The organism is Flavobacteriales bacterium TMED191 (assembly GCA_002171975.2).
In the GTDB taxonomy this organism is placed as follows: Bacteria; Bacteroidota; Bacteroidia; order Flavobacteriales; family TMED113.
The window spans coordinates 1-10,626 of sequence record NHIO02000031.1 but is presented as its reverse complement, the minus strand read 5'-3'; the positions used below and the strand labels follow the sequence as shown (position 1 = coordinate 10,626).

At 33.5% G+C, this 10,626-nt stretch carries 10 protein-coding genes; 2 read left to right on the top strand and 8 right to left on the bottom strand.

Annotation, left to right across the window (positions count from 1 at the left end; translation table 11 throughout):
* Positions 1 to 318: 318 nt before the first annotated feature.
* From CBD51_003220 to CBD51_003185, 8 genes are all read right to left on the bottom strand, one after another.
* Positions 319 to 564, bottom strand: coding sequence for a hypothetical protein (locus CBD51_003220; protein ID RPG59422.1), 246 nt, complete (start codon positions 562 to 564; stop codon positions 319 to 321).
* Between the two features lie 311 nt (positions 565 to 875).
* Complete coding sequence (locus CBD51_003215) at positions 876 to 1,523, bottom strand: hypothetical protein (protein RPG59421.1); 648 nt, start codon at positions 1,521 to 1,523, stop codon at positions 876 to 878.
* A gap of 55 nt (positions 1,524 to 1,578) precedes the next feature.
* A complete protein-coding gene (locus tag CBD51_003210) occupies positions 1,579 to 2,364 on the bottom strand; it encodes a hypothetical protein (GenBank protein ID RPG59420.1) in 786 nt (261 codons plus the stop codon).
* 32 nt (positions 2,365 to 2,396) lie between these two features.
* Positions 2,397 to 3,182 (bottom strand): hypothetical protein, encoded by a 786-nt coding sequence (locus tag CBD51_003205; protein RPG59419.1) that lies wholly within the window; start codon positions 3,180 to 3,182, stop codon positions 2,397 to 2,399.
* A 259-nt stretch (positions 3,183 to 3,441) separates the two neighbouring features.
* Entirely contained in the window at positions 3,442 to 5,589 is a 2,148-nt protein-coding gene (locus CBD51_003200) for a hypothetical protein (GenBank protein RPG59418.1), read from the bottom strand.
* A gap of 17 nt (positions 5,590 to 5,606) precedes the next feature.
* Positions 5,607 to 6,008: a VRR-NUC domain-containing protein gene (locus CBD51_003195; GenBank protein ID RPG59417.1), complete on the bottom strand. Its 402-nt coding sequence runs from the start codon at positions 6,006 to 6,008 to the stop codon at positions 5,607 to 5,609.
* Positions 5,956 to 6,936 (bottom strand): DNA (cytosine-5-)-methyltransferase, encoded by a 981-nt coding sequence (gene dcm, locus CBD51_003190; protein RPG59416.1) that lies wholly within the window; start codon positions 6,934 to 6,936, stop codon positions 5,956 to 5,958. Before dcm ends, CBD51_003195 begins: the two co-directional genes overlap by 53 nt.
* On the bottom strand, positions 6,933 to 8,639 hold the full coding sequence (locus CBD51_003185) for a DEAD/DEAH box helicase (GenBank protein RPG59415.1): 1,707 nt from the start codon (positions 8,637 to 8,639) through the stop codon (positions 6,933 to 6,935). Before CBD51_003185 ends, dcm begins: the two co-directional genes overlap by 4 nt.
* Positions 8,640 to 8,855: 216 nt before the next feature.
* On the opposite strand from CBD51_003185, the gene CBD51_003180 reads away from it, so the two are divergent.
* Complete coding sequence (locus CBD51_003180) at positions 8,856 to 9,743, top strand: hypothetical protein (protein RPG59414.1); 888 nt, start codon at positions 8,856 to 8,858, stop codon at positions 9,741 to 9,743.
* Positions 9,744 to 9,879: 136 nt separating this feature from the next.
* The gene (locus CBD51_003175) at positions 9,880 to 10,509 is read left to right on the top strand and encodes a hypothetical protein (protein ID RPG59413.1); all 630 of its coding nucleotides are present in this window, start codon (positions 9,880 to 9,882) and stop codon (positions 10,507 to 10,509) included.
* The last annotated feature ends 117 nt before the right edge of the window (positions 10,510 to 10,626 follow it).

Genomic DNA, 10,626 nt, shown 5'->3' with positions numbered 1-10,626 from the left:
ACATGGATTAGAATCTGTAACCGATAATGATTATGACGAAAACGGAAATTGGAGACACGAATAATTTATAGACAAAAAATTAGGACTCGCAAGAGTCCTTTTTTGTTAGTTTTTGAACCGCTTCTTCTAATAGTAAGGTAGCGAGTCCTGTAGGTTTCATATCCTTAAATTTAGAGAACTCGATATTTGTCTCACTTCCACAAGTGGGACAGATATTGGTTGATGACTTTTTTGTCAATGTTTCCAGCTGCTCATAACATTCATCAGAAATACGAATGTTAAATTGACGTTTTTGCATGGTGCGAGTCCTCCGAGTCTTTAATAAGGGTTGTTGTTGTTGAAAAGAAAATCATCTGATTTTGCCCCCTCCTGAAATCCTAAAATTTTTAATTTTTCTAGGATGCCATTGAGAGTACTCAGATTAATAAATCTAAGTTTTTCTTCGGGTCTTGCTTCCATTTCAGTATGTTGAACATGACGTAGCAAGTCTTCCAGCTGAGAATGTTCCAACCTGGATAACCCAAGTTGGAAAATTTCTAGTGTTTGCGAGTCTTTTTGGTTCATTGGTCATCCTCCTTTATGTTTTTTAAAATTAGTTTGATTTCTCCTTTAACACCTTTTTTCTTAGCTTCTTGCTGTTCTTCTCGCATTTTTTTATAAAATTCGATTTCTTCGGGTGTTAAACCTTTGTACCAATCAATCATTTTTTTAATCCTTTTTGTAAGTGAATAAGTTTGCTCATTAATAAATGAAGATCAGCAATGTCTAGCTTTACAGCTTCCCAATCTCCACACATAACTTCATCATGTTCATCTCTCGCAAGATTATATAACTGATCAAGTTCTTGGTTTGTTAGTTGTGGTTTTGGCATTTACTTACCCTCCTTTCATATGAACTAACATTACAGATCTAAAATAACTATTTTCCGAGAATGGATATAAGTTAGGATCTGCATCTACTTTTGCTTTTGCGTTAACTTGACAAGCATGATAACCATCGGCAGTAATCTCAAATTCAACAGATTTGCCATCAATATCTATACATTGATATTTATAAGTCATTGAAGTTTTATCTCTTAATCTCCTTTCGTAAGCATGAGATACAGAAACTTGACGAATATCCCAACCCCAAAATTCATATTGTGGGCTACCATCATGTGCAAAACTTACATACCAAGTAACTCTTGATTCTACTCCTGTGTAATCAGGATCATCCCAATCTGAATAAGTAGCAGAAATCCAAGCATGACCAACTTCACAATCTTCCATTCCAATTGCGTACCAATCTTTCCAATATTTATTATCTTCAATTTGAAAAGAATACCAAGTTCTTCTTTGTGTATCAGAATCAATTACATAAATTACACTAGGACGCTTAGTCTTATGGTGCTTTAAAGGCATTGTTTTAATCTCAGGTTCTTGCATCCAGGTTTCTGGAACAGGTAATAAACCAAAGTGGTTAAACCTTTGTCTTTTTAGTTCATCAAATCTTTTTGATTTGGTAATAGTGTTTGTGGTTTTCATAATAGTAATGAATGTACCCCTTTATTATACATCATTCCTAGCAATTTACTATCTTTTATTCTGGATCTTTCCATTCTTTAACAGCAATTGCCCAATCGGGTGCAACACTACCGCTACCTAATTCTGTTTGTAATTTATGGCTATTTACTTTTACTACTAATCCATCTGTAGGATATCTAGAAAAAATTAAACTATCTAACCAATCATCATGTAAGATTTTTACCTTTTGTATAACAGAAGTTCTTATACGAACATGACCACAAACATGAAATCCTAAACATAATAATTCTTGTAAAGTATCAACTTCATATCCATTATCTCTACCCATAACTTCAAAAGCACAGAATGCGAGTCCTTTTCCATCGGGTGCTTTTTTTCTCATGTGTCCAGCTGCAAGTCTTTGACTATTGAGATGACCTGTTAATCCATATAGTTCTCCTCTTATCTCTACATTTTGTTCTATAAGATTTATTTGTTGTGGAACATTACTTACCTTTCTCATTGCATAAGTAATATCTTTTCCTTTTCTATTCCAAGCCTTAACAAGTCTTCCATATTTATATCTAAGAGCTACAGCACAACCATCTATCTTTGGTTCTACAACTACTTCTGTATTAAGTGGCAAGTCTTTATACCAATTTTCAAAAGGTTGATTACCTAAAGAAAGAAGATGAACACCTCCTCCAGGAGAAAGTAGTATTGGATTTTTTGGATCTATATCTACTAATTCTGCTTTTAATTTATCAAACTCTAAATCAGATACTAAAGGATTACCAGCTCTATAAGCTTCATCTAATAATTGTATTTTATTTGCTAACTTTTGAACGTCAATCACGAACATTAAATATTTGCTACTAATATCCTAGCATTAATTTACATAGATTTGCCAACTTTGTTTATATTCTTTTTTAAAAATCTTGGCAATTCTCTTTTTGCTATTGCTGAGATTTGCACTCCAAAAGATTGTTTTGGTTTTATAGATGGTTTAGAAGTATAGAAAAATAGTGGTCTAACAAACTCTTTGTTTTTATCAAGAACCATTCTATAGATACCAGGTTTTTTATTATTACCCCAAGGTTCAGTCTTTGCAAAAACTCTTCCATTATGTATCGTTTTTGCTCTTGACTTTCTAAGTTTTTTATTACCTTTTTGAGTTTTTGTAATTCCTAAACCTTTAATTGTGTTTCTATAAATTGTAGGTTTTACATTACCACTAGCATTTTTTTCTATATCAATTGTATTTTTTACATTAGCTACAGGATATTGATCCTTTCTCATATAATTTCTTTTTAAAAGATATTGAATAAATCTAGTTGGATATGGATTAGTAGAACCACCCCCGATTACTGGATATAAATATTTTGAAGGAGCATTACCTTTTGCTTCTTTATTGTATAAATAAAATTCTACTTTATTTTTTTGAGGTTTATATAAAACACTATCTTTTGTAAAATCTACAGGTTTTTTAAATTTATTTTTTCCATATTGAAAATTATAAGGTAAACCTTTTTTTGAAGGATCTTTTGTAGAACCACCACGAGCAATAAAATAACCTAATTCACTTGTGGTCAGGTAAGTTGCTCTTCTTAAAGATTTAGGATCATATTTATCAAAATTCTTTATAAACTTTTTTACATTAAATGTTACTTTGCTTGCCATATTTTTTATGAGTTAAAGTAATCAATAATATTATAGCAAGTCTTGGTTGGATGAGACTGTGTCCTACCTTCAGCTGGTGTCCAACCATTTTATATATATTCCCTTTTTATTTTGGTAAGTATAAGATACCCCCTTTTTAAGCCCTATCTTGTATACTATTCTATAAATAATATAGTTTATATATTATTAGTTAGACGTTAGACAAAGCTAGTGGTGGACAAGGTGTCCAACCTGTGTCCAACCTCCAGGTGTCCAACCTCTAAACTTTTGATACAGATAATGTGTCCAAGTCTCGAATGTAGACCCATTTGCGACTCATTCTATCTCCTCTACGTTTTTTAACGAGTCCCAAGTCTCTTAAGATAGATGCAATTTGCATTTGATCTCCTCTGGTTTGTCGTTCAATTGGTTTTTCAATTGCTTCTGTAAGTACAGTCTCTGTTGTTAACTCACGACCTCTATTCTTTGGTTCATTTATATAACTTTCAACAACAGATTTCCAAGGACTATCTATTAAATATTTGACGTTTTCGTTATTAACAATTGCTTCAGATATAGTATCTAAATTATAAGGTTCTTCATTTAAATATGAGGAGACTGCGGAAGCCCAAATGGAATCTTTTTCTTTCAATAATCTGTCACAATCAATATGATTTTCATTATCTAAAGAGGTGGGTATGATCCAAAAGCGCCGATTCCCAGAATCATCCAAAAGCAATCCTTCAGTTTTGTTACTGGTTCCGACTACAATCCCTCTTCTTTTAAAAACTTCTGTTGATTTACCATAAGGAACTCTAAACATATCTGTTGCTTGAGATAAGAATGCTTTTACTTCCCCTGCTTGTTTTCTTGTTGTCAAAAAATCTAGTTCGGAAAATTCCATTATCCAACTGCGATGAAGTACCATCAACGAGTCTTTGTTAGAAATATCTTTTAGTGCATCAGAGAAGAAAGCACCTCCGAGAGTTGACCAAAAAGTAGATTTCCTTGCTCCTTGTTTACCTACAATTACACAACAATTATCAAATTTACAGCCTGGTTTAAATACACGAGCGACTGCTGCAATTAAAGTACATTTCAACATTTTATCGTAAATCGTAGGAGCGATATCTTTATCTTCGGGTCTTAAATATGCAGTAGCTAAAGAATCAATATATGTATGTTGACAATTATTTTTTACATCGGTGAGATATTTTTTTACAGGATCATATTCATTTTCTCTTGCTGCTTGAATAACACAATCATAAGCAAGATCTTTAGAAACTTTAATGCCCTTATCAGCAAGTTTTAAATAATATCTTTCTAAAGAATTTTCCCCCTCACAAATTTTCCCAGCTTCTTCTATCTGTTGAGTAAAAATATTATATCGAAAAGGTTCTTTTCCTTTATTTTTCTTTCTAAGTTCATCCATCAGTTGATGAGCTTCCATTTTTTGTAATGGTTGTTTTTCTATCACTACAATTTCATCAGAATTATCTATACTTTTTATCTCTATAAGTTTTGGTGGATTATATCCAGATTCTCGTGCGAGATACCAAAAAGTACCTGCTTCAATTTGCGATCCTCCCGATCTTGCAATTTGATCTATCCCACTCCATTCTGGAGAATGTTGTTGCATAAGAGATATTGCATCATTCTCAGATTTATTTGCATCATGGCAAGCTTTAACAAGTCCCCATAGTAAGTTTCTATAAAAATCATAAGTACCACTACCTGGAACACGAGGAGCAATAAATTTTAAAGCTTTTTGTATCTCTTCAAAAGAACCTTTTCTATATTCTTTAAATTGCTTACTTTTTTTAATTGTTTCTGCTTGAGTTTTATTAGGTAAACAATCTTCAATATCTTTAATTGTATATTTCTTATCGCATGAATTAATAATTGTGGTCATCTCTCTTTGCGTCCCATCATGTCCCATATGATAAGTACCTGGAAGACGCATAACTCTTGAAGGATTTTTCAAAGCCCTGTCAGCATCAGCGTAATCAAGTAATCTTTCTTGAATAGGTTTCCAAGTCTTCGGGTCTATGGTCTTTTTTAAAATCCAATAATTATGAATAGATTTACCACCTGTGTCTATTTGTAAGGGTTCGGGAAGTCCCAAGTCCTTCCATGCATTGATTTGGTCTGATTTCGGTCTATCGTCCCATTCGCAGAAGAAAGCACGGCAACCTGTTATTTCACTATCTGTATCACCACCATCATTAACTACAACATAAACACCTCTACCTTCAGATTGGCATTTAGTGATCCATTCAATATTGGCATTAGATTTCTTACCATGATCAGTATTTTTTAAAGGATGACCTTTTGGATAAAAAGAACGTAGTCTTACTGTATTTTTATCTTTGCCAAGAATTTTTAGAAAAGTTCGCCATTGATTGCGGTCTAACTTAAGATCGGACATTTAATTTTGTGGTGGTATTAATTTTGTTTGAGGGAAAGGATGTTAAATACATCTTTAATACTTCTAGCAACTCCTGTAATCCCCCCAGATTTACTAATGAAGTCAAGCCAATTTTTTTGTTGTGGTGTAAGTCTACCTTTTTCTGTTTTAATTTCAATTGAAACAAACTGTGCAATTTCTTGACCGATCATATCTTGTGTAATTTTAATTTTCTTAAAACCGATAAGATCAGAAGAACCTTTAGCTAACCCGAACTGAACATATCTACCTGTTCTGGGGTCGGGAAGTTGACCCACTTGATTACGAAAAAGGCGAAGAGTTGGAATCTTGCCAATTGCAAGTCGAATTTCTTGCTGAAGTAGAGTTTCATTGTTGCTCACGCTCCAATTGTATAACCCTTTGCAAGGGTATGGCTGCAACTTGAGGCACTATTGAATTTCCGAGTTGTTTGAGCCTCTGGATACGTTGACTTGCGTCCAATTTAGTGGATAACCCATCATCTCCTCTACGAATCGTGGGTTGAGATAAGTATTGTCTCCAATTTGGGTTAAGACATCTGATATTCTGTGTTTTCCATGTCGTTCTATGAATCCTTGCCCCGACCTCCCCTTGTAATCTGTCGCATTCGGAGTTGGAAGAAGAGGATATTTCTTTGTTGGAATTCCTACTTGTTTGCAAATCCCCTCTTTGAGATTGTCCCCATAACCTAGATTCGTCCTTCCAGGTTCGCTTGCTCTTGGAGTTGGTAACATCTCCCGATCTATTATTTCTGTCGCTAGTCCCTTGCTGTGTCTCTTTTCTTTGTTTGGACTCTTGTCGTAATACATCGAGTCGTTGCATACTGTTGGAGTTGGAAGGATATCCCACGAGCCACCATCTATCTCTTTGGTGGCAAGCTCCAACAAAGCTGCTTGGGATACAACACCATTCCGCATCGTACCCTGCCTTGTAAAGTTCTCCGAGTACAATGTCCATTCCGTTAGCAAGGATAGCTGATACGTTTTCCAAGATGATGTATTTTGGTCGTACCATGCGTATGGTTCTGATGAGTTGGAAGAAGAGACCAGACCTTGAAGTTTCCGTGATGCCTTTTTGTTGCCCTGCTCTACTGATATCTTGGCATGGGAAACCAGCTGAAATAACTGAGGCTGAGTATGGTTCGGCTTTAAAGGTTGAGATGTCATCGTGAATAGGAATGTTAGGAAAGTTTTTGTTTAATACTTTTTGGCAGTATGGGTCAATTTCTATGAACTGTACTGTTTCAAATCCACCTACAAGTTTTTCCGCAGCGTAACTAAAACCGCCAATCCCTGCAAATGTATCGAGGAGTTTAAGTTTTTTTGTCATGTTATAAAACCTGTAGGATCTTTTTGTAGTTTTCTTTTAGCAACATAATTAACAATAAAAGATCTATCCCAAGGGTATTTAACCATTTCCATAAAAAGTTGTTTATATGATTCTTTATTTTTCCATTTTTCTATGCCATTAAATTTTGTACTGTCAAAAATATCTTCAGCTATTTTATGATGCATATTTAAATTGATAGTTTTAAAAGTTTCAGTATTATTAATAAATTCTTGAAAAGAATGTTCATTGGATAAAAATATTTTTGCAACTGCTTCTTTCTGATTCATTGTACATTGTGATTTTGCATGATTATAAATAAGACGTTCTTTTGTCCCTCTGCTTTGATAAACCTTATAAGCCCAACCTTTTTTATAACCTAAGATCACCCCAACCTGTTCTAATTCTTGCAAAGTTCTTGCAGATCTAATAAGTTGTTCTTTCTGTTTGTGTTCCGTATTTTGTATCTGTTTTCTTCTTAGTTCTTCTAACTCTCCTTCTTGATGTTTAATAAACCTTTCTCTGTTTTGTGCTTCATAACCACATACTGGGCAAACAGGTTGTGGTTTATAAGTAGCAAAACATTTTTTACAAGTTTCTACATTAAGTGCAATTTGTCCTTTTTTCTTTTTTTTCTTTTTTGAATGCAAAGACCAAAATTTTTGATCATCAACAAAACCATGAGTTCTNGTGCTGTTTACATGATCTAAAATTATTGCTGTTTTATNNGGTTTTGGTCTAAGAACTCTTCCTACTTGTTGTAAATATAACCCTTCAGATTTTGTTGGTCTAAGGAGAATTGCTGCTGATACCTCTGGAACATCTGTACCTTCNGATATGACATCAACAGAAGTAAGAACTTGCACCTTTCCATTTTCAAGTCCTTTAATTNCCTTATCACGATCATCGGTTTTCATCTCGCCATGAACTATAGCAGCTTTATAACCTGCATCTTTAAATTGATTACAAACTTCAGTTGCGTGTTTTATTGATATACAAAAAGCAATAGCAGGTAAACCATCAGCGTGTTTTTTATAATGTTTAACAGCATCACCAATAATATCTGCGGTTGTAATTTCTTTTTCTAAATCTTTCTTTTGATAATCACCACCTAAAGTTTTTACTCGATCTAAATCAATTTTTAATGGAGGAGCAAAAACTCGATANGGAGCTAAATAGNTATCTTTAATTAATTCTGCAACTCCNGGGCCAAGAACTAAATCATCAAAAAAATCTGCAAGTCCTCTACCATCAAGTCTTATTGGAGTTGCGGTACAACCAATTTTGTATGCTTGGCAAGTATCATCATAATAATCAAGAATCTTTTGCCAGCTACCAGCTGCTGCATGATGAGCTTCATCAATAATTATATAGTTGGGAAAAAAATCATTTTTATCAAGTCTTCTAACTAAGGTTTGAACTGATGCAATTTGAATATTATTTTTCTTAGGTTTATATTTTGCAGCAATAATTCCATGCTTAACACCTATAGCTTTTAATTTTTTAGAAGCTTGATCAATAAGTTCTCTTCTATGAACAAGAATCAATACATTAGCTCCACTATTAGATATTGCTTTAGAGATTGCTGCAAAGACAACAGTCTTCCCAGCTCCTGTTGGCATCACTAAAAGAGGAGCTTTTCTACCTTTACTAATNGAATTCCTTAAATTATTTATTGCGTTGATTTGATAACTTCTTAGTTCCATAGGGTTGCATAAGATGTCTATAGGATATATGATACGACAAGAAACGACAAGCCCTTTATTTAGAAATCAAAAAAATGGAAGAAGATAAATGGAAAAGCTCCTTCAAAGCCTCACAATATCTTGATATACCAGAAGCTTTACTTTGGAGTTTGAAAGCTTCTAAAAGATTAGAAGCTGGAATACATTGGTTGTATGTGACAGGTAAACCAAAAAGTAATGTCAGATGGAATGTTTCTTCTATCAGACTATGGCAAGCACANGAGACTGCTNAAAATGATATATAAACCCCTTGAAATGAGCAATGCAGAATATCATTCAAAGAAAGACTACGAGTCTTCTAGTAGTATTCGTGATGCATTANTAAATCCTAAAAAATATATATTTCGTAAAACACATGAAACTGTTCCAACAAAAGCAATGGAAGAAGGAACTGCTGTTCATACTTATTTTTTAGAAAAAGATTTATTTAAGAAAAATTATATATTCAAACCAAAAGCATTTAAAGGAACAACTAANGAAGGCAAAGCATGGATGCAAGAACATGGACATTTAAATGTATTAAATGCGGAATGGGAAGAAAATCTTATACAGATGAATCACAATTTTCTTAATAGCCCTGCAAAATTTATTTACGATAAGCAAGGATTAGCAGAATTAAGTTGGTTTTGGAAAGATTTATATAACATAAAGGGTAAATGTAGACCCGATTGGNTATCAAGTGATGGATATACAGTTGTTGATCTTAAAACTACACAAGATGCAAGTCCTAAAGGTTTTCAAAAATCTATTAGTGGATTTGGTTATCACATTCAAGCAGCTTGGTATTTNAGAGGATTAAGAAACCTAGGTGTAGATGCAAAAGAATTTATTTTTATTGCCATAGAAAAAACAGCACCATTTTGTATTGGAGTATATAAAGCAGATGAAGACATGATTAATGCAGGTATGAGCNAAGTAGAAAAATCACTTGAATTATTAAGAATATGCCAAGAAACAAAATTGTATCCAGATTATACTCCGACTATTCAAGATATTAGTCTTCCTCCTTGGATGACTAATAAAAAGGTCACCCCACAAAATTATCAAGANATNGAACTTTACTAATGAAAATTGAATTTGATTTTAAACAAAGAGAGTGGATACAACTNAANTCGTATCTATTTCCATACCTTCATAAATCTGAACTTGTTCAAGAATTTTTTGAAAAGGTAAANAAAAAAACAAAACTNNGANNTGTAAAATGACAGACATCACAAATACAAATATAGATAACGAATCTTCTATCTATCAAAACCAAAACTCTTTTGAGTTTGCACAAAGACAAGCAAAAAGCTTATGTCAATCACAATTAGTGCCAGCACAATATCAAGGACAAAATGGGTTGCCTAATTGTTTAGTTGCATTAGAAATGAGCAAAAGAATGAATCTTAGTCCATTAGTTGTAATGCAAAATTTAAATGTTATTCATGGCCGTCCAACTTGGTCAGCACAATTTATAACATCTAACATAATGGGTTGTGGTAGATTTAAAAATTTTGATTACATTGTCCAGGGTAAAGATGAATCTTTAGTTGTTCAATGCCAAGCAACAAGAGTTGAAGATAATAAATTAATAAAAGGAACAGCAGTTTCTATGCGTATGGCAAGACAGGAAGGATGGACAAAAAATTCAAAATATTCTTCGATGCCAGAGCTAATGCTAAAAAACCGAGCTGCGACTTTCTTTGGAAGACAATATATCCCTGATCTACTATTAGGTGTGCAAACTAGTGAAGAAGTGATAGATATAGTAACAGAACCAATAAATGTTTCCGAGTCTTCGGTTGCAGAAGTACCAAAAAAGGAGGATGAAAATGACCTTGGATTTTAAAGATGATGAATTTATCACTACGGCTGAACTTGCCGAACGATGGCGAGTTCATCCCGATTCTGTTATTAGATGGCGAATGAAAGGTAAACCACCAGCTTTCTATTCTATTAACGGAAA